13 protein-coding genes and 3 pseudogenes are annotated in these 18,633 nt (G+C 69.4%); 7 read left to right on the plus strand and 9 right to left on the minus strand.

Annotated elements, in window-relative coordinates; genetic code table 11:
* Nucleotides 1-39 precede the first annotated feature (39 nt).
* Nucleotides 40-3,789: an nSTAND1 domain-containing NTPase gene (locus QA861_RS07615; RefSeq protein ID WP_334587443.1), complete on the minus strand. Its 3,750-nt coding sequence runs from the start codon at nt 3,787-3,789 to the stop codon at nt 40-42.
* 196 nt (nt 3,790-3,985) lie between these two features.
* Here QA861_RS07615 and QA861_RS07620 point away from each other — a divergent pair, with 196 nt between their 5' ends.
* Entirely contained in the window at nt 3,986-4,186 is a 201-nt protein-coding gene (locus QA861_RS07620; RefSeq protein ID WP_334587444.1) for a hypothetical protein, read from the plus strand.
* Nucleotides 4,187-4,237: 51 nt separating this feature from the next.
* Here the strand turns inward: QA861_RS07620 and QA861_RS07625 are convergent, their stop codons facing one another.
* Nucleotides 4,238-4,465: a hypothetical protein gene (locus QA861_RS07625; protein ID WP_334590681.1), complete on the minus strand. Its 228-nt coding sequence runs from the start codon at nt 4,463-4,465 to the stop codon at nt 4,238-4,240.
* 387 nt (nt 4,466-4,852) lie between these two features.
* Between QA861_RS07625 and QA861_RS07630 the strand changes: the two genes are divergently transcribed.
* Entirely contained in the window at nt 4,853-5,518 is a 666-nt protein-coding gene (locus QA861_RS07630; RefSeq protein WP_334587445.1) for a hypothetical protein, read from the plus strand.
* Nucleotides 5,519-5,590: 72 nt separating this feature from the next.
* Entirely contained in the window at nt 5,591-6,052 is a 462-nt protein-coding gene (locus tag QA861_RS07635) for a barstar family protein (RefSeq protein ID WP_334587446.1), read from the plus strand.
* Nucleotides 6,053-6,764: 712 nt separating this feature from the next.
* Here QA861_RS07635 and QA861_RS07640 read toward each other — a convergent pair.
* A complete protein-coding gene (locus QA861_RS07640; RefSeq protein ID WP_334587447.1) occupies nt 6,765-7,013 on the minus strand; it encodes a hypothetical protein in 249 nt (82 codons plus the stop codon).
* 73 nt (nt 7,014-7,086) lie between these two features.
* Between QA861_RS07640 and QA861_RS07645 the strand changes: the two are divergent.
* The 3 genes and pseudogenes from QA861_RS07645 to QA861_RS07655 form a co-directional block, all read left to right on the plus strand.
* Nucleotides 7,087-7,227, plus strand: a pseudogene (locus QA861_RS07645) (IS110 family transposase); the annotation flags it as partial.
* Between the two features lie 154 nt (nt 7,228-7,381).
* Complete coding sequence (locus QA861_RS07650; RefSeq protein WP_334587448.1) at nt 7,382-7,780, plus strand: hypothetical protein; 399 nt, start codon at nt 7,382-7,384, stop codon at nt 7,778-7,780.
* A 259-nt stretch (nt 7,781-8,039) separates the two neighbouring features.
* Nucleotides 8,040-8,417, plus strand: a complete 378-nt coding sequence (locus tag QA861_RS07655) for a hypothetical protein (protein WP_334587449.1) — start codon at nt 8,040-8,042, stop codon at nt 8,415-8,417.
* Here the strand turns inward: QA861_RS07655 and QA861_RS07660 are convergent.
* The 4 genes and pseudogenes from QA861_RS07660 to QA861_RS47025 form a co-directional block, all read right to left on the minus strand.
* The gene (locus tag QA861_RS07660; RefSeq protein WP_334587450.1) at nt 8,383-10,680 is read right to left on the minus strand and encodes an NB-ARC domain-containing protein; all 2,298 of its coding nucleotides are present in this window, start codon (nt 10,678-10,680) and stop codon (nt 8,383-8,385) included. The genes QA861_RS07655 and QA861_RS07660 overlap by 35 nt on opposite strands.
* 515 nt (nt 10,681-11,195) lie before the next feature.
* On the minus strand, nt 11,196-14,084 hold the full coding sequence (locus QA861_RS07665; RefSeq protein WP_334587451.1) for a tetratricopeptide repeat protein: 2,889 nt from the start codon (nt 14,082-14,084) through the stop codon (nt 11,196-11,198).
* Entirely contained in the window at nt 14,081-14,533 is a 453-nt protein-coding gene (locus QA861_RS07670; protein WP_334587452.1) for a hypothetical protein, read from the minus strand. Before QA861_RS07670 ends, QA861_RS07665 begins: the two co-directional genes overlap by 4 nt.
* Before the next feature lie 272 nt (nt 14,534-14,805).
* Nucleotides 14,806-14,883 (minus strand): annotated as a pseudogene (locus QA861_RS47025) (ATP-binding protein); the annotation flags it as partial.
* Nucleotides 14,884-15,221: 338 nt separating this feature from the next.
* Here QA861_RS47025 and QA861_RS07675 point away from each other — a divergent pair.
* On the plus strand, nt 15,222-16,430 hold the full coding sequence (locus QA861_RS07675) for a hypothetical protein (protein WP_334587453.1): 1,209 nt from the start codon (nt 15,222-15,224) through the stop codon (nt 16,428-16,430).
* A 128-nt stretch (nt 16,431-16,558) separates the two neighbouring features.
* On the opposite strand, the gene QA861_RS07680 is transcribed toward QA861_RS07675, so the two are convergent.
* Together QA861_RS07680 and istB are read right to left on the minus strand one after the other, a co-directional pair.
* A complete protein-coding gene (locus tag QA861_RS07680; RefSeq protein ID WP_334587454.1) occupies nt 16,559-17,656 on the minus strand; it encodes an IS110 family RNA-guided transposase in 1,098 nt (365 codons plus the stop codon).
* A 284-nt stretch (nt 17,657-17,940) separates the two neighbouring features.
* A pseudogene (gene istB, locus QA861_RS07685) lies at nt 17,941-18,492 on the minus strand (IS21-like element helper ATPase IstB); the annotation flags it as partial.
* Nucleotides 18,493-18,633 lie beyond the last annotated feature (141 nt).

Here is an 18,633-nt window from a genome sequence, read left to right on the forward strand (position 1 = left end):
TGGCCACCCTCTCCGCCACCGCGAACAACGCGGGGCCGGTCAGCCTCTGCACACGTTCCTGTACGGCACACCCGGCAGGTACGTCCGCCACTGCGCCCGCGTCAGGCCGCCCCCTCCTGTCCGCGCGCACACCGTCCCCACCGCTCGCGACGGGTCGATCGGGTACCGCTGAAGCGGGACGTGCGGGCTGCCCGCGTACACCGTGCCGCCGTCGGCGCTGAAGGCGACGGTGTCGATCTCCTCGCCGGACGTGGTCACGGGCGAGCCCAGCGGCTGCTGGGTGGCGATGTCCCACAGCTGGAGACTGCCCGCCTCGCCGCCGACCGCGAGCGTTCTGCCGTCGGGGCTGACGGCGAGGGCGCTGACCGCCTCCGAGGTGTCGCCGAAGACGCCGTCGCCGATGTCGTCCGGCAGCGCGGGGAAGACGCTGCGCAGGATGCCGGCGCGCTGCCGCAGCTTCCCGTCCCACAGCGCGACCCGGCCCGTCTGGTCCCCGGCGGCGAACAGCGAGCCGTCCGGGGTGAAGGCGAGGGTGCCGATCTCGTCGCCCTGCACCAGACGCCGCGCCAGGACCTGCCCGGCGGGCAGGGCGGCGACGCGGTTGTCACCGGCGAGGACACGGCCGTCGGGACTGACGGCCAGGTGGTCGCTGGACAGGGCGGCGAGGACCGCGGTCCTGCGGTGGCGTGCGATGTCCCAGACCTCGTCGGACGGGGGGCCGACGGCCTCCGTTCGACCGGCGTAGAGCGTACGGGCGTCGGGGCCGAGGGCGATCGTGACCAGGGCCTCCGTCGATGTCCTCGTGGCCAGGTTCAGGGTCGTGCGGGTGCGGCCCTCGGTGACGTCCCAGATCGTGAAGGGCTGGCGGGACGTCCAGTTACTGGGCGCCGAGATGCCGTAGGCGAGTGCCCTGCTGTCGGGGGTGAACGCCAGCAGGATTGTGGTGTCCTCCGGGGACACCGGCGAGGAGGGGTCGGTGGAGAGGGGGAGCCGTGGGGAGGGCAGGGTGCGCAGCAGCCGTCCGTCCCGGGTGTCGCGCAGCTCCACGCGGTAGTGGTCGCCGGTACGGCGCGCGGTGGCCAGCGTGCGGCCATCGGGGCTGAGCAGCACGTTGTCCATGGGCCGGTCCTGCCAGGCGGAGGTGACGGCGGCCGACACGTCGAGCGAGTGGACGGTGCCGCCCTCCAGGTAGCGCAGCACTGAGTGCTTGTCGTCCCAGGCCAGGCCGCCGTACAGGTGCTGGTTGTTCAGGGAGTGCCGGAAGACCGGGGCCGCGGTGCCCGGCCGCCACACCCTGACCTCCTGCGCGTCCGCGGTCGCCAACAGCTTCCCGTCCCCGCTGAGGGCGATGTACTTCACGCCCGTGTCCGCGAGATCGGGCAGTTGCTCCCCCGACCGGATGTCCCAGACCCGCACCCCGGTCGGGGTCTGCGCGGCGAGCAGCTGCCCGCCGCCGAGCACCAGCAGCGACTGCTCCCGGCCGCAGGCGTCGGTGTCCCGTTCCCAGCGCCCGTGCAGCGTGCGTCCGCTGCTCAGGTCGTGCACCTGCAGCGGGCCGTCCCCGGTGGGGCAGGACGCGACCAGCCGGCCGTCGGTGCTCGGTGCCACCACCGTCGAGCTGTCCGCCCGGGTGGTGAACCGCAGCCGGCCGTCGGCCGCCGAGCGCACCTGCACCTCGGAGTCGTCGTTGCCGCTCACGACGTAGCTGCTTCCGGAGAACTCCACCGCGTCCCCCTGCAGCGGGCCGCCGCGCCACCGCCGGTCGGCGGTGTCCCACAGCCGCGGCCCCTTGCCCGTGCCGACCGCCAGCAGCCTCCCGTCGGGGCTCGCCGCCTGCACGGTGCCGCTGCCTTCTGATAGCCGTCCGGAGCCGGTCTCCCGGTGCCCGGCCACGTCCCAGGTGCGCCACTCGCGCCCCTGGGTACTGAGCAACGTACGCCCGGCTTCGATCAGATGGCGCGAGGGGCCGTCGCCCGACGTGGGGTCGCTGAAGATGTCGCGTTCCGGCTGGCCGAGTGCGCCCAGCAGAGCCGCACGGGTCTCCGGCAGGTGGGCCGTGCCCCAGGCGGCGACGCCCAGCAGCTGAGCGGTACGCGGGTCGGTCGTGCGCAGGCCGTCGGCGACGGCGGCGATGCGGCGGGCCGCGTCCTCGGTGGACCGGCGCCGGTTATCACGGCTCTGCGTCCAGGCGGCCAGGCCCGCGGCCAGGGCCACCACCAGCACGGCCGACAGCACGCCGGCCGCGGCGCGGGCCCGGCGCGTGGAGCGGGCGGCGGCCCGGCGTTCCGCGTCGCGGGCCGCGAAGGCGGCGGTCAGGAACGCCCGTTCCGTCGCGGTCAGCGCGAGGTCCCGGTCGTGGTCCGGGAAGTGCTCCTCGGCGCGGTCGAGCCGGATGCCCCGGTACAGGGCGCCGGGGTCGCGGTCGTGCTCCAGCCAGGTGCGAGCTGCCTCGGTCAGCGCCCGGTGGTGGCGCAGCCGCTCGCGGTCCTGCTCGATCCAGCCCTGCAGCCGCGGCCAGCAGGTGATCAGCGCTTCGTGGGCGAGGTGCACGCCCTCCTCGTCGGCGGTCAGCAGCCGCGCGCCGGCCAGCCGTTCCACCACCGACGGGACCTCGGGGTCGGCCCATTCATCCAGTTCGGCGCGGGTGAGGGGGCGGCGGGTGTCGGCGGTGCCCCGGCCCGGCTCGATCATGCGCAGCAGCAGCCGACGGGCGGCGCCCCGCTGCGGTGCAGAGAGCTGCCCGTACACCTCCTCGGCGCTCGCCGCGATCGCGCCACGAACCCCGCCGGCCGCCTCGTACGCGGCCAGCGTCAGCATCCGGCCCTTGCGCCGGCGCCAAGTCTCCAGCAGGGCGTGCGAGAGCATCGGCAGGCCGCCGGGCTGGTCGAGGACCTCCTCCACGATCTTCGCGGTCAGTTCCCGCTCGACCAGGTGCCCGACCGCCTGCGCTGGTTTGACCACCGCGTCCCGCAGTTCGTCGGTGGTCATCGGGCCGACCAGGAGTCCGGCGCCGGACAGGGCGTCCGCCAGGCCGCGGTGCTCGGCGCAGCGGGCGTAGAAATCGGCCCGTACGGCGATGAGGACCTTCAGCCGGCGGTCCGGGTCGCGGGCGGCGAGCAGCAGGTCGAGGAAGCGGGCACGCTCGGCGCGGTCCCGGCAGAGAGTGAAGACCTCCTCGAACTGGTCGACCACCACCCAGCTCTCCGGTTCCCCCTCGGCGGGCGTGAGCAGATGGCCGTAGGTCTGTGCGGGCCGGTCTCCGGGGGTGAGGACACACACCACCGCCGGTCGGCCACGGGTCGCGATCTCGTCCCTGAGCCTCGGTATGAGACCGGCTCTGAGCAGGGACGACTTGCCGCTGCCCGAAGCGCCGAACAGCACCGCGAAACGGTGGTCGCACACCAGCCGGTTCAGCTCCTCGACCAGCCGGTCCCGGCCGAAGAAGAGCTGCCGGTCATCCGGCTCGAACCGGGTGAGACCCCGGTACGGCGGCACCTCCTCGTCCTCCTCGCGCGCCGTCCCCGCCGCCTCGGCCTCGGCCTCCTTCCAGCGGGCCTCCCACTCCGCGGTATCCGCCCCGCACGCACACGCGTACCCGCGGACGACGGCGAGTGACGGCAAGCGCTCACCGGCCGCGGCCTGCGACAGCGTTGTCGCGGAGAACCCGGCAGTCCGGGCCATCGCCCGGTACGAGGGGCTGCCGGCGGCCTTGCGCAGCTCACGCAGTTGATGCGCGAGGCATTGGACGGGACCGGCCTCGGGATCCACGGGTCTTTCGGGTCGGCCCACGGCGCGCTCCTCTCTGCACCACTGGCGGCTTTCGTACGGCTTTCGTACGCGCCAGGAGGGAAACAACCTAACGTCCGGACAAATAACGCGGAACCGGGTCGCAGCAATTGATTGATGTGACAAAAGCGACGTGCCAATCAACGTTCCGGTTGTTCTCCTCGGTCGTGACGTCACCACCGAGGAGAACAGCGCCCCCGTGGACGCCAGCGTCCTTCGTCATCTCGGCCTGTCGGCGTTCGTCTCGTCCCCCCTGGTCATCGCGGCGTCCGCGCTGTCGCGCCCGTCCGCCGCCGCGCCTGTCGTACAGATTCACCCTGAACGTGCCGCTCCGCCGGCGACCGCTGTGTGCCCGACGTTGATCAGTTCGGTGAAAATCCGTCTCGAGTTTGACGGATAGCCCTTCCAATGAACTCTCAACTTGCCAGTCTTCGCCCCTGCCTCCCGGATGTCATGTCCGGAACGAGTGGACCGTCGACTGGAGCTCCATGCCCCCGTCCCAGATCGTGAAGCGGACGGTCATCTCGAGGCGGTGGTCGGGTTCGGTGCGCTGGTGGCGGCCGAGTCGGAAGTGAGGTGAGATGCCGCTGAAGGCAGCCAGGAATCTTTGAGCGGCGACCAGGAAGCGTCCGACGGGACGCCGGGTGTCGGGAGTGCCCCGGCCCGGCATGGTTCGCACAGTTCGTGGGTGAACCGAGACCAACCCGGCCTCCGGGTCCAAGGCTCTTTCCGGACAGGACCACCTCCTCCTCTGCCAAGGGATGCCGACCCTACGGACGACTCACCGGTTCAGTGGCCATGTCGGGACAAGAGCTCCCTCTCAGGCGATGTTGATGGCGGCGACGAAGTCTGCGGTGAATCAATCCGAGCCCGTCCGAGCCGTCGCACCGGGGTTGTTTGAGCTGACGAGAGGGGCTGCGCATCAACTTTCTGGCGGTCAGTCTCGTTGTCGCCCCCACCACGGCGGACGAGTCCCGCAAGGCGGAACGACGACCGCCCGGCGGACCCTCGTCGCCCCCGAGGCCGAGGATGCGGGGGCATACCGAAACGAGCCAAGGAGCAACCGTTGTCTTCTCCCCTTGCCGAGACTTCCGCGCCAGGCGCGGAACCCGCCAAGAAGCCCCGACTGCGAGGCCGCCGGATCCTGACCGCCGCGAGCGTGCTGCTCGCCCTCCTGGGCGGAGCGGTCGCCCAATCGGACGCCGCGTTGGCCCAGTCGCCCCCGGGCACCTGCGGGAGCTGCACTATCCCTCCGGTTCCGAACGGGGTGAGCGCAACCGCCTGGAACGAGGCATTCCAGGCCGCGAGCTTCTGGGCCAACCACTACATCGACTTCAACTCGGTGGTCCGCTACAACCTCGTCAACAGCGTCTACCGCCTCGAACCCTGGCGCAACAGGGGCTGGCCGGGCCCGCTCGGTGGCAGGTGGTTGGGCTACGCGGGCGGCAACAACCACAACCGCTACATCTACACCGGCGGCACCTACAACGACTACAACACGGAGATCACCAGACTCGAGCGTGGGCGCGGGGTCCCGTCGTCCGATGCGTACCCGACCGGTCCCCGCCGGTCCTCTCCCTACGTCGAGTACGACGTCAACGACTGGGCCCAGCCCTGGGGTGTTCCGAACCGCGGTGGCTGGCGTCTGGTACGCAACCACAACAACGGGCACGTCTACGTCACGTTCGATCACTACGATCCTGGTTCGTTCCACTACCTCACCAAAATGTAGGCACGCAACCCGATCAAGCGGGGGACGGACAGGGTTCCTGGCCGTCCCCCCTGCGTCCCAAGGAGGGTCACCTTGACCGCTACGACAGCCTGGATCCGCCGCTTGACCGACGCGGCGCCGGCCAACATTCCGACGGCATGCCGGGAGGTACGCGGCTCTCGCTGCCGCACCGTCGAGGGCCTGTTCACCGAATGGGCCGCCGGCCTCGACTTTCCCGACTACTTCGGCCACAACTGGGACGCCTTCCACGACTGCCTCCGCGACACCGTGCCGAGCGCCGGCATCATGCCGGCCGGCCCGGAGGCTCCCCCGACGGCGGCGATCGTCCTGCGGGAGGCCGGGGACCTCTTGGCCGATGAGGAGGAGCGCGCGCTGGGTGTCCTTCTGCTGATCCTGAACCAGGTCGCCGACAGCGGCAGCACCGGGCCGCGACTGCTGCTCCTCCTCGACGACACCTCCGAACAGCTCGTCTCCCTCGCCCGGCGGCTGGCGGACGTGGGATATCCACCGGCTTTTGCGGACAAGCACCCGTGAGGCCACCGGCTTTCTGGTACCAAATCCGGCGAAGGGGCCGTACTGCTCATCGGTCACGGGGCATGAGAAGGGCGCAAGGCAGCACAGGTGGCGTGGGCCGGAGATCGGGTCACCCGCACCGGTACGGGTGCGGCAGACTGGTGCGAGTCCTGGCTGCTCGGCCGGGACGAGCACGTGCCCAGCCGTAGCGAAAAGGTCGTCAAATCCGTGAGCCACGAGCGCGACCCCCCGACACCGATGTTCCGGGCCCCGTCGATGAGGGCGCGTGCGGTATCGACGCGTTCTCCCTCGACGACCGGCTGCGGCTGTTCCACTTCGCCGCCGCCGAGAAGCGCCACGAACACCTGTGACTGCTGCGGGCCTTCGACGGGCGCGCCAGCTACCAGGCGCTGCTGCACGCTTCGGACGCGGCGGGACTGCCGGAGCGGCTCGCCGTCGACCACCCCGCGGCGGGCGCCGTGCGGTCTGGCCGGTGTTCAGCCGCTGCTTGACGCGCTCGCGGAGTGGCAGGTCCTGGACCGGTCGTACAGCAGGCTTTCGAACGCGCGGCACAGGGCGCTCTGTACCCGCTCCCACTGCTCTGGGTCGCTGTAGATCATGTGTGTCAGGCCGTGCCAGCGGTCGGCGTACTGGCCGGTGGGAGCCGGCCACCCTCTGCCGCCGGGTATGAGAGCCCTGATGCTGCCCTCGTCTTCGGCCTCGACCTGGATAGTCAGCTCGTCTTCAGCTGGTTCAGGTCCAGATCTCCGATCGGTTTACCCATCCGTGCCATCGAGATCCGAATGGATTCCGCGACAGCGGCCACCAGGTGGCCGCGGGCCTGCGGATCGTCCGCGAACATGAACCCGCGGTCGGGAAGGAGCGGGGGATCCTGGTCCTGGTGCCAGCGGACGACCGCTTCCGCCCATGGCCACACGTCGCTGTAAGCGTCACTGCCGCCCGTGTGCGGCCCGGTACTCATCGGCGAAACGGGGCAGGACGGCGTAGGGGTCGTAGGACACGGCCGTAGTCTGCCCCACAGTTGGCCACCGCACGCGCAGATCCGGGCCGCCCTCAAACGCAGCGGACGCACCCGGTCCTTCGACACCGAGGCCGAACGCCTGCGCAGCGTCTTCCGCGCCGAGTACGCCCACCTCCTCCCGGCCGTCGAGGACGCCTTCGGCCAGCAACTGCTGGTGGAAGAACCTGCGCACCGACCTCGACGCCATCGCCAGCGTCCCCACCGACCGCACCGCCGCTCCTCCACCGTCGTGCGCAGACTCGATTCCGTAGGCACGACGGTGTCGATCCGGGGGGCGTCAACGGGGAGGCGAACCGCTCCCAGCAGATGTGCACTTCGCCCGGTCACGGCGCCGGACGGTCGCCCTCGCCGCCGGCCCCTCGGCGGGCCTGGCCCACGCCCAACCCGATCTGGACTGCCGCGACTTCGCCTTCCAGGAAGACGCCCAGGCAGAGCTGAACCGAGACCCCAGCGACCCCCACCGGCTGGACGAGGACCAAGGGCCGGACGACGGCATCGCCTGCGAGACCCTGCCCCGCAGAAGCAGCACCGGCACGACGACGCCCACGCCTTTGCCCACCCGCGGCGTCCAGGGCGGCATCGGCGGCAGCACCGGCCCCGCCGACTTCGAGCGGACCCTGGGCACGGCCCTGGCCTTCACATCCCTCGCTGCGGCAGCTGCTTACGCGGCCCGGCGACACCGAGACGCCGGCCTACGCAGACACTGACCGGCCACCGCAGAGACCTTCACCGACGCGAGCCGCCCCTCACCGTCGCCGAGCGTCCGGGACGAGGTTCCCCCAGGCCGGCCCTGTTATCGACATGCGGTCGCGTTTCAGGTCAAGACCGCGCCAAGGTGCCCCGAGCGGGTCTCCGGATACGGGAGCGGTCTTGCCGGCTACATGTGAGCTGGTTTCCTGATGGCCTCGCGGATCTGTGCATTCAGCTCACTGATGCAAGGCGGAAGCGCCGGGCGCGGGGCACGGGGTGAGTGAGGATCTTGGCGAGTTCGGGGTCGGCAAGGGCGGGAAAAGGTATGTCGGCGGCGTGGTGATGGGTGCGGGACTGCTGCAGTGTGCGGAGGACATCTTGGTGTCGGCCGACGGCGCCGAAGAGTCTGGCCAGGCGGAAGCTGGCCTGAGCGGAGCCGGCGTGGTCGCGGAAAGTGGCGAGTGTCTGTTCTGCCAGCATGATGGCGTCGCTGAGGCGGTTTGCCTCAACGAGCAGCAGTGTTTGGAGGGTCAATGCCCTGCTGTTGCCTCGATGGTCGCCGCAGGCGTCGGTCTCCTGGAGCGCACGCCTGATCCGTTCTGCGGCGGTGTCGTCACGTTCATAGAGGGCCCATGTCTGCCAGCCCCAAAGTGACCCAGGTGTGCCCGCGGTGGTCCCGGACGGCGTGCAGAACCTGGGCAGCGTCGACGTAGTGGGTGCGGGCCGCGGCCCATCGCGGATCTTGTGCGAGACGACTCGTCGTGTGGTGTCCGGGCCAAGGGCCTCCATACCAGCGGTGAGGGAGCGGGCAGCCGCACGTCGTGCTCTCCTTCTCGGTATCGGCGCGGGTGCGCAGGATCCAGCCGATGCCACGGATTTCTTCGTTGGCGGTGAACAGGGTTTGGGCTTCGTCGAGTTGGGCGTGTGCTTGGGTGTATTGAGCGTGGTGTCGGCTGATCACCGCCCTTTCCCGCAGGGTCCAGGCCAGCCCGCGCTCCAGTGGCAGGGCCCGGAAGCGCAGCTCGGCCGCGGTCAGCGTTCGCTCGGCTTCCCGCAGTGCGCCTTGCTGACGCTGCAGAATTCCCAGGTTGCCCAGGGCGTCGCTTTCGCCGTGTGCGTCGCCTGAGCTGCGGAAGAGAGCGATCGCTTCGCTGAAGCACTCTGCGGCCCTGTCCAGGTCGTCGCCGCCGTCCCGCAGGGCTTCGCCGAGGTTGCGCAGCAGTGCGGCACGGGCCTGGCCATCCCCCAGACGGTCGGCCGCGTCCAATGCGAGCCCGTGAACCTGACGGCTGATGTCCCAGCGCCATTGATGCTCAAGAGCGATACTCATCGCGTCGGTGATCTCCCAGCACAGCTCCCACCACCCGCGAGCGTGAGCGTGGGCGACAGCTGCCACCAGAACGGGACGCTCGGCTTCGAACCAGTGGACGGCCTCCCACACGTCACCTGCCACGGTGTCCTCCGGCGGGGAACGACGGACTGCCCCGTCACGGCCGCGGTGCCGGGCACCTGCCGGCCGTAGGTGCGCGTCGGCTGCGTCGGCCATGCTGAGGAGGGCGCCGAGCAGACGCCGTACAGCGCTGTCGGCGGCGTCCGCAGGCTGTTCGGCCGCCATCTCCTTGGAGAACCCGCGCGTGAGATCGTGCAGCACGATGCGCTGGCCGCCTGTCTCGCCGCGGCGAGTCTGTACGAGATGAGCCAGCAGGAGCCTTTCCAGACATGCGTCGGCCGCATCGGCGTCTACGTCCAGTAATGGCGACAGCGCCCACGTCGGCAGGTCGGGTGCGTCCAGGGCCGACAACAGCCGGAACGCACGCCGCTCCAACGACGGGAGCGCCTGATAACTGGCGCGGAAGACCGCCCGTACACTGCGCTCGCCCAGGCTCAGCATATCCAGCCGCCGGTGGTCGTCGGCCAGATCGCGGGCAAACGAGCCCAAGGTACGCGCGGGAAAGGTGGCCAGCCGCGCTCCCGCGATACGAAGGGCAAGCGGCAGCCCGTTGCACAGACCGACTACAGCGCGGCCTGCTTGAGGGTCCTCGTCCACCCGGTCCGGGCCGCTGATCCGCCGCAGCAGATCCCAGGCGGCGCCCTCGTCCAACCCCGGCAGAGCGACGCGCTCATCCACGGCCAGCGTGGCAAGAGCCTGGCGGCTGGTGATCAGGACAACGCACGACGACCCACCCGGTATCAGCGCACCTACCTGCTGCTCACTGGCCGCGTTGTCCAAAACGATCAGGACACGCCGATCGGCCAACTCCGTACGGAACTGCCGTGTCCGCCCGGCAACATCGTCGGGGATTCTTCCGCGTGGTGTCCCCAGAGCCTCCAGGAAGTCGCCCAGCACCTCGACCACGGAGGCAGGACGCTCTTCCGCCCCGTTCAGATCGACGAAGAGCTGACCGTCGGGAAAAAACTGCACCAGCTGGTGAGAAATCTGCAACGCGACAGATGTTTTGCCAATCCCACCCGGCCCGTGCAACAGACACACCCTGGACCCACCAGGACGCTCAACAGCCTCCACCAGCCGCGCCACCTCCTGGCCGCGTCCAGTGAAATCCGCCGGCGCCGGCGGCAACTGACGCGGGACACCGGACGATTCCGAAAGAAGAGCCAGCGCGTGCGGTGACAGCAGCATCCGCAATTCCTCGACGCCTGAAGGATCTTCACCCAGAGCCAGCACCAGCCGCCGTCGCAGCTGAGCCCGTGCAGCAGGAGAACGGTCCGCCTCCTCGACCAGGGCCGCGCCCTCCTCACCAGACAGCCGTCCGACCACCCACCGGTACAGCCGCCCCAGCCGGTCGGCCACCGACTGCTCCACACCCTCCACCGCACGATCCGCCAGACCAGCGCCCAGCCTCTTCGCAGCCACGATCGCCAAAGCGACAACTGCCGCCACGAGCTCCTCAACCGTCATCGACCGCCCCCGTCCGGAGCTGTATCAACCGCGCCGTGCCACAACGTGCTGCCGCCGCCCCGACAGCAGTCATGCCCAGAAACCCGTCAAACGGCACCCGGAGTGGTATGCCCCGGTTCTGTGAGGGCGGTGACGGCCGCGGGGAACAGCGCGAGAGGCCAGGGCGCCATGGAAACCGAGCGTGACCACGATGTTTCTGCGGCAGTGTCACCGAGAGGCGGCTCTGCCCCGCTCTCCGCGGTGCGCAGCATCGCGTCGGCGCCCTCCGCCGGAGTCGTCACGCAGCGCACTCACGGCAGGGCGCGGGGACACCAGCCGTGGCGAACCGGGCGGGCCCCGGCGGTGGTGAGTGGCTGGGACAGGAGTGGCCGGCATACGGCGGGGTTACCGACGGCTCAGGCCGATCACGGACCGATCGGGAGAGCTGTCACCCTGATGAAGGACGTCAGCCATACTGGAGAAACGACACACCACCCTTCCCTTCATAGCACTGCGGAGCGGGGCATCGGCTCCGCTCAGACCGCTGCTGCGGCGCCCCGGGATGCGGCTGCCTCGGGAACGGCGCCCGCCGTGGTGAAGGCAGCGGCCGACGCCTCCCAGGCGGCACGGACCTCGCCCCGGTCATGCCCGTCTGCGGCCAGCGCTGCCGCGAGGCCCGCGAACGCCTCGCCCTCCTCGTACGGGGCGTTCGTTCTCCGGAACAAGCCGATGGCATGCCGATGAGCCTGCGCCGCTTCCTCGTACTTCCCTGATGCGGCGAGGGGGGCGCCGAGGTCGTTCCAGGTCACACCCTCGCCGTACTGGTCCTCGGTCTCCCGGCAGATGGCGATGTCACGCCTGTGGGCTTCGATGGCCTCGTCAAACCTTCCGACGCCGGTGTAAGCGATACCGAGCCCGTTCCATGCGGCGCCTTCACTTGACCGGTCCTCCGTCCGCAGGCACAGAGCCAGGTCGCGCAGATGTGCCTCGATGGCCTCGGGGAAGTGGCCGGCGGCAGAATGTGTGACGCCGATGTTGCACCATGCCCCCGCCTCGCCCAACAGGTCATCCGCTTCCTGACACATGCGCAGGGATCTTCGGTGCGCGTCCAGCGCCGCCTCGAACTCACCCAGGCCCGTGAGAGCCCTGCCAAGGTTGCCCCATGCGCAGGACACACCGTGCGCGTCATCGAACTCCTCGTAGATCGCGCGGACTTCGCGGTGCGTCGCGGCTGCCTCCTCGTATCGTCTCGTCTCACGGAATACAATTCCCAGATCAGTAAGCGCGCCGGCTTCGGCGAATCTGTCCTCGGTCACCACGTAGAGCGCCAGAGCCTCCTCCAGCGCGTCGACCGCCTCGTCGAACCTGCGGACTTCGGTGAGAACGGCGCCGAGGCACTGCCACGCCGCCCCCTCACCGCGCCGGTCGCCGAGCGACCGGCAGATGTCCAGGTCCCGTTGATGGCCGTGGAGGGCCTCGTCGAAGCGTCGCAGGTGGCGCATCACATTGCCGAGGTTGTGCCACGCCTTGCCCTCCCCGCTCAGGTCGTTGATCTCCTGGCAGATCGCCAGGTCCCGCCGGTGCACGTCGCCCGCCTCTTCGTATGCGCCCAGTTCGAGCAGGGCACAACCGAGGTTGCTCAGCGCCACGCCTTCGAGCTCCCGGTCCTCGATCTCCTGGCTGATGATCAGACCCTGCCGGTGTGCCTCGGCCGCCTCCTGGAACCGTCGTGCTCCGTCGAGGGCGGCGCCCAGACAGATCCAGGCCGTGGCCTCGTCTCGCCGGACCGGGAGAACCCGTGCGGAAGCGAGCGCGGTGGTGGCAGCGGTCACCCAGTCGTCGATGTAGCGGCCCCGTTCGAGGTACTCGGCGAGCAGCGGTGGCAGACGGCGGGCGAGGTCGTGGTGACCGAGCAGGTGGGCTGTTTCGACGGTGGCCAGGAGGTTGGTCCGTTCGGCGTCCAACCAGTCCAGCGCCTGCCGTTCTCCGGCGAAGACCTGCGGCACGGGTTGTTCGGGGAATGCTGTGAGGCGGCCGTCGGCCGCTTTCACGGTGGCGACGCGGTGCTCGAACAGCCGGTGCTGGACCTGGCGGTAGACGTCCGTCGTTGTGGAGTACCGGTCAGCCAGTTCCTGAGCGTAGGCACGGATGAGGTCGAGCATGTGCCACCGATCCCTCACCACGCCCCGAACGAGGAGATGCGCCCGGGTCAGGGCGGCCAGCAGCGCGCGGGTCTCCCGGTCGTCGCGCTCCAGGAGAAGCGCGGCATCGGTGGTGGAAATGTCGGGCCCGGGGTTCAGTCCCAGTCGCCGAAAGGAGTCGGCCTGTGGTCCGGTCAACGACTGAAAGGACAGATCCAACGAGGAGCGCAGAGCGCGCTCGCCATCGTCCAGGTGATCCAGGGGGCTGGTGGTGCGAGCCAGTTCGGCGGCCAGCTCGCCGAAGTGCTGTTGCGGGTCGTCGATGAGCAGAGCGGCGGCGATCTGCAGAGCCAGAGGCAGATATCCGCACAGGCGTGCGACAGTCAGAGCGTCCGCTTCCTGAAGAACGGCGCGTGAGTCGGCCGGATCGGCGATCCGCAGAGCGGTGTCGAGCAGCCGCAGGGCGCTGGAGGGAGTGAGGACGTCGAGGTCCAGCAGGCGGGCACCCAGAGTCGGCAGCGTGTGCCGGGACGTCACGAGGAGCCGGTGCGAGCCGTTGCCCGGCAGGAGGGGCCGGACCTGCTGGGGCGTGGAGGCATTGTCAGCGATGACCAGCACGGCCGAGCCACTGACGGCCATGGTCTCGAGCTGGGAACGGTACAGGGAGGCACGTTCCTCCAGCGTGGGTGGGATGTGCGCGTCCTCGACGCCCAGGGAGCGCAACAGCGCGTCCAGGGCCTGGGCCGGCAGGACCGGAGCCGTGTCGTATCCGCGCAGGTCGATGAAGAGGAAAGCGTCGACGTACCCCAGCTGCGCAGCGAGGTGGCCAGCGGCCACGACGAGTGACGTCTTTCCGACGCCCGCGGTGCCTGCCACCGCCGCGACCACCACGGCACCGGTTTCGAGTACGCCATCGTCCGCGGGGGTGGCCGTCCCGCCGTTGATGGCGCCAACCTGGCGGGGTTCGGCGCCGACGGTCGGCCGGAGCAGCTCCGTCAGGACGGTCAGTTCCTTGTCGCGACCCGTGAATCCTGCCGGTTTCGGGGGCAGGGAGGCCAGTGCCGTCGGAGCGGGTCCGTAGGGGTGGATCTCCAAGTGGATCGTGGCCCCGTCGCCCGTCGAGACGATCCCGAGGTTGTCGCCGCCGATGGCGACCGCACGCTGTCCCGAGGCAGTGACAGGGGCGGACCGTGAACCCGCCGTCAGTGCGGCGGGCCCGGGGCGGCGGGCTTCGGGGTCACGGTTCTCAGCGCGCTCCGGTACGGGGGCCGGGGCCTCACTCAAGAGGGCGTCGAAGCGTCGTCGCCGGTCGACGCGATGCCGTCCAGGGCGCCTCCGATCCCAATCGCCCGGTCGCCGGCCGCGCTGACCGGGTCCGGTGTCGGTGTGGGTGTCGGTGAACCGCCCGATGGAGCGGGAGTCGCCGGGCCGACAGCAGGAGCGCTCAGCGCGGCGCCGTCCCCGGTGGAGAGAACCCCCCGCACTCCGCCGCCGATGCCGATGGCCCGTTCACCCGATGCGACGACACCGGGTCCGACAGCGGCCGCGGGTTCCCGGAGGAGCGCGACCAGGGCCACCGTAAATCCGGCCAGACCTGTCACCGACCCCGCGACGCTCGCCACCCGGTCGCCGGTGTCGAGATCCACCAGAACGGCGACGAGGACCAGGGCCACGGCCACGGAAATCCCCAGTACAGCTCCGGCCCACATCCACACGCGCCTCGATCCGTTCACCCACCCATGATGGCTCGACTCGCGTCGATCCGCGCTGAGTTCAGACAGAATGCCGGTCGACGAACAGGGCAGGCCGGCATGCGGACCACAGATGCGGCAGCCGGCGCAGCCGCACCTGGACCGACTACCGCGACCTGCCGACCGCTGCCCACTGGCAGGTCATGCACCGCTCGTGCTGCGACTCCTCCGGATATGCAACCCCCGTCGGCTGTCTGGTGCGTCGCCCACCTCCCCCGCGAGCCCAGGTAGCGTGTGCCGGGCGGAAGGAAGCCTCACCCCTTGACGGCCTCCGCGATCTGCCGAGCTGCCTGGGCAGGGGTGAGATGCGTGGTGCCGACGGCCTCGGACTCGCTGCCCGGGGCGTTCAGCATCTACGCATCCGCCCACGCCGCGAGGGCTCACCTGTGAAAATGCTGGCGAGCAACTTCGCACGGTAGGGGGTCAGGTGCCGCGTCAGTTGAACGAGCGTCAACTGCAGGTGTTGCGGTGGGTCGGACAAGGCTGCCCTGAGGGTATTTGGCGGGGAGAGGCACACAAGCTCAGCTGCCAAGCATTACAGAGCCGAGGACTGGTCAAGGTCTGCAGGGGGAAAAGGCAATGGTCCGCGACACTCACGACCGCCGGCCAGCATTTCCTCGACCACGGCAGCCATCCTCCCGACGAATCTCGTGGCACAGGTACCCCTCCCGTGCGGAAAGCTGCAGCGCAGCCGACAGCCGCCTCCGGCAGGAAGAAAGCCGGCGACCAGGTAGCCACGCCACCATCGCCACGGCCATCGAGCCCCAACTCCGGACCCCGAAAAAGGAAGAAGACCGTCACGGAGCAGCTCCTGGAAGAGCTTGCGGAGGGGGGCGGCCGGATCGTCAAACGGGAAGCCACCGGCCGGGAGACCGAGAAATGGCCGATCCGCGTCGCCGCTGCCCGGAGATCGAGGAAGATCCCAAAGACCAAAGAGCTGCACGGAGGCTGGTGCCGTGACGGCTATGAAATCCGACTCGTCGACACGCCCGCCTGGCGCTTGGCCACCCTGACACCCATTCCGGTACCGGCACGACTCGTGCAGCCGCCTCCAGTCGTCAAAGCCCTGCAGGGACTCTCTCATCCCATGGGGCTGACCAAGTCCGTGCAGAACCGGGCTTTCCGACTCATCCATGCCCTGCTCATCGCAACACAGAAGGCGGGGCACACCGCCGCAATCGGTAACGCGAATACAGCACCGCTACCGCATCGTCGGCGAAGCGGCCCACCTCACTTCACCATCACGGCGCAGGGCCAGACATGCGAACTCCGCCTCCTGCAGGAACAGGACCGGGTCGAGCACGTCCCCACGCAGAAGGAACTCGCGGACGCGCAGAAGCACTCCTGGGTCAGCATCCCCCGCCACGACTACTCCCCCGCCGACCGCCTGCGAATCTGTGTCAGCGGTGGGCTGCACCACCGGGCCGGCGAGTGGGCCGACACGGCCGCACGCCCACTCGAGGACCAGCTCGCCGAAATCGTGCAGGAGATCGGTCTCCGCGGACAGGCAGCCGAACGCAAGCGTCTGGCCGGCCTGGAAGAAGCACAGCAGAAGCGCCTGCGATGGGAAGCCGTCAAGCGTCAGGCCAGGACCGAATACGCAGAGGCATACCGTGTCCGCCACCTCGAAGCACAGCACGCGGCGTGGCAGCGTGCAGCGGGCCTCGTCGAGTACGTCGGCGCACTCCGACTTCACGCAGAAAGTCTGCCGCCCGGGCCGGCCAGGGAGGAAGCCGAGGCATGGATCGCGTGGACCGAGAGCCACGTGCAACGCCTGAACCCGCTCAACGGATCACCATTGCTACCCGAAATCCCCGAGCCTCGCACCGAAGACCTCCAGCCGTTCATGCACGGCTGGAGCCCCTACGGACCCACCTGAGCACCCACTCCGCCAGACTCCCGACGCCGGCGACGGGTGACCCAGCCGCCGTCGAGACGAGATACCGACGGCGAGAGACTCAGCCCCGCGAACCGTGCCCCTCTTGCCTTCGCGTCTCACGGACGCCCCTATGACTGGGGGGCGATGGATACCGTCCTGACCAGGTTGAAGACCTCTCGGGCGGCATATCGCTTGAGGCATCGGATGATCTCACGGCGAGTCTTGCCCTCCTGGGTGCGGCGTTCGTAGTACGCCTGGGTGCGCGGGTCGTGGCGCAGCCGAGTGAACACGATGCGGTGCAGGGCGGCGTTCGCCTGGCGGTCGCCGCCGTAGTTAAGTCGGCGCGTGCTCCGCCGACCCGAGGGGTACTCGACGGGGCTGACTCCGCAAAGGGCGGCAAAGGATGCCTCGGTGTTCAGCCGCTCGGGGTTGTCTCCCATGGTGATCAGGAGAGTGACGGCGCTGTCCGGACCGATGCCCACCGGTACGAGTAGCTGTGGGGCGTGGTGTTCGACGAGCCGGGTCAGGCGCCGGTTCAGCTCATCGATCTGACCGGTGAGCTGCTCGATGCGCTCGGCGAGCATGCTCAGGGTCATATGGGTGGCCTCGGCCACAGCATCCTCGTCGCCCCCGGCGTCACGCTGGCCGAGGCGCGCGCACGTGCGGAACAACTCGGCATTGCCCAGACCGGACAACCGCTCCCGCAAGGCGGGATCGGCTACGACCAGGACGGCCTTGAGCTGATTGATCGCCTGGGTACGGGCCTTGACCGCGGAGTCCTTGGCGAGTTTGAACATCCGGGCGCTCTGCACCGGACCGTCGCCGGTTTTGGCCCGCGCCCGGGCGCGACCGCTGAGCACGGCTCGCGCGGCGGCCTGAGCGTCGAGCGGGTCCGACTTCCCGAGCAGTCGGCGGGCTGAGCGGTCGGGCCGGTTCACTTCGAAGACCTGAATCTGTTGGGCCATCAGGTGGCGGGACAGGCCCGCGCCGAAAGTGCCGGTGCCCTCCACACCGGCCCGGCGCACCGTACCCCGCTTGCGGGCCCACACGAGCAACTGTCGGTAGCCTGCCGCCGTCGCGGGAAAGGATTCCGTTCCCAGGATCTTCCCGAGCGGGGAGAGCACGGCGGCAACGTGAACCTCGCCGTGCGTGTCCACGCCCAGGACGACCTCGCGCCGAACGGGCGGATCCGTGCTGGAGGAGGTGCTGTGCTGTCTGGTTGTCATAGTGGTTCGCCTCCCGCGTGGTGACGTACTGGGTGGCTGGCACCGGGCTGCTCGGGCGGTCTGAACCGTGATGGCGCCTGAACTTCGGCAAGGCCCCTATTGGGACACGCCCTGTGGCTCGGTGACAGCAGACACCATCCCGCGACGACAGTCGACAAGCCTGTGACTGGACACTTCGGTCATAGATCTCATGAGTCAGACCCCCGCCCGGGACAGCACCACTCAACAGTTGTCGGCGTACGGCCTTAGCTCCCCAGTTGCGTACAGACGAACGTCCCCAGGTGTCAGGCCACTTCGGTCTCTCGCTCGAGGGCCTTGAGGCGGTTCTTCAGCCGGTAGCTGTTGCCGTTGATGGGGACTACTTCGCAGTGGTGGAGGAGGCGGTCGAGGATCGCGGTGGCGAGGACTTCGTCGCCGAAGACCTGGCCCCATTCGCTGAAGGTCTTGTTCGAGGTGAGGATGATCGAGCCCCTCTCGTAGCGTTTCGAGATCACCTGGAAGACCAGGTTCGCCTCGGCTCGCTCCAGGGGCTGGTAGCCGACTTCATCGACCACCAGGACACTCGGCCGCAGGTAGGAGCCGAGTTTCCTGGTCAACCTGCCGGCGGCCTCGGCGGTCCTGAGGTTGCGGACCATGTCGTCGAGGCTGGTGAAGTAGATCGAGTAGCCGGCCCGGCAGGCCGCGACCGCCAGCGCGACGGCGATGTGGGTCTTGCCGACTCCCGGCGGCCCGAGCAGGGCCACGTTCGCCTTCGCCTCGACGAACGACAGAGTCGCGAGGTCCTTGATCTTGCGCGGGTCGAGTTCGGGCTGGAAGGAGAAGTCGTATTCCTCGACTTATCTGGGGTAGCGGTGAAGAAATCTCGCAAAGTCGCTGTTCAGGACAGTGCGGACGCGTCCGGAAGGTGGCTGGGGTTCACCCTCTGCCCAAGGAGCCTGCTCTGGAGGTAGGCCGCCGTCCTGTTGGAGTGGTGCATC

The sequence above is a fragment of the Streptomyces sp. B21-083 genome (genome assembly GCF_036898825.1).
GTDB lineage: Bacteria > Actinomycetota > Actinomycetes > Streptomycetales > Streptomycetaceae > Streptomyces.

What these genes read in the sequence shown, in the direction of transcription:
- QA861_RS07680 (WP_334587454.1), bottom strand. Translation starts at nt 17,656, where the DNA reads ATGACAACCAGACAGCACAGCACCTCCTCCAGCACGGATCCGCCCGTT.
- QA861_RS07660 (WP_334587450.1), bottom strand. Translation starts at nt 10,680, where the DNA reads ATGACGGTTGAGGAGCTCGTGGCGGCAGTTGTCGCTTTGGCGATCGTG.
- QA861_RS07640 (WP_334587447.1), bottom strand. Translation starts at nt 7,013, where the DNA reads ATGAGTACCGGGCCGCACACGGGCGGCAGTGACGCTTACAGCGACGTG.